The following is a 938-nucleotide window of genomic DNA, read 5'->3' as shown; positions in this document are numbered from 1 at the left end:
ATCAAAACTATCAAAACTATCAAAACTATCAAAACTATCAAAACTATCAAAACTATCAAAACTATCAAAACTATCAAAACTATCAAAACTATCAAAACTATCAAAACTATCAAAACTATCAAAACTATCAAAAGCGTCAATTGACTAAAATCAACCCACCGAATAAAGCACAAAAAAAGGCAGTCAAAGTTAGAGTACCTTAACTACCTCTCGTGTCTCACTAAGACTATTTAACTGCTTTTAATACCGCTCTTTTGATGAGAGTGACATTCTAATAAGACAAGTTTAGTAAGGTAAATTATTAACCGTTATAAAGCATTAACTTGCTGTTTTATTGGATCTATCTTAGTAATAGTAAACCCAGTAAAGCCAAATAATATCGTCAGTAGTAGCGATAAATAACAGAAGAACGCATAAGGTAGATACTCAAGCACTGGTACGCCTAACGCTTGGCTAATAAACACCCCACACACGCTCCAAGGTACCAAAGGATTGATAACAGTACCGGCATCTTCAATGGTGCGTGATAAATTTTTAGGATGCAGGTTCAAGCGCTCAAAGGTAGGGCGAAAAGCGGTACCTGATAGCAAGATACTTAAATACTGCTCCCCGATTAGGACGTTGATACTTAAAGCTGCCATAGAGGCGGCAAAGATAGCGCGTCCTGAGGTGGTCAGCATATCTTTGATACCTAACAGGAGCGCCGGCAAGATACCCAATGCGCTTAGCAGCCCACCTAAACTTAATGCCAAGATAACAATAGTCTGGGTAAAGAACATGCTCTGCATACCACCGCGTGAGATCATGCCACTGTAGTGGCATAATAAAATTGGACAGCTGCTAAGAGGTTATACTAACCCAAAGAAGGAAAATAGTATGACCAACAAACGCAATCAATATACCCGAGAATTTAAATTAGAAGCGATTAGCTTAGTTGT

General features: G+C 38.1%; 1 protein-coding gene and 1 pseudogene. One reads left to right on the top strand and one right to left on the bottom strand.

Translation table 11 applies throughout. The features are described from left to right. Positions 1-203 (top strand): hypothetical protein (locus JMY09_RS14630; RefSeq protein WP_227677391.1); only part of this gene is annotated, 203 nt, incomplete at its 5' end. Between the two features lie 105 nt (positions 204-308). Here JMY09_RS14630 and JMY09_RS14380 read toward each other — a convergent pair. Then, positions 309-806 (bottom strand): annotated as a pseudogene (locus JMY09_RS14380) (Na+/H+ antiporter NhaC family protein); the annotation flags it as partial. Positions 807-938 lie beyond the last annotated feature (132 nt).

The sequence above is a fragment of the Psychrobacter urativorans genome, assembly GCF_904846695.1.
GTDB classification, from domain to species: domain Bacteria; phylum Pseudomonadota; class Gammaproteobacteria; order Pseudomonadales; family Moraxellaceae; genus Psychrobacter; species Psychrobacter urativorans.
The sequence above is the reverse complement of the archived record's forward strand: the minus strand, read 5'-3'. Positions and strand labels throughout refer to the sequence as shown.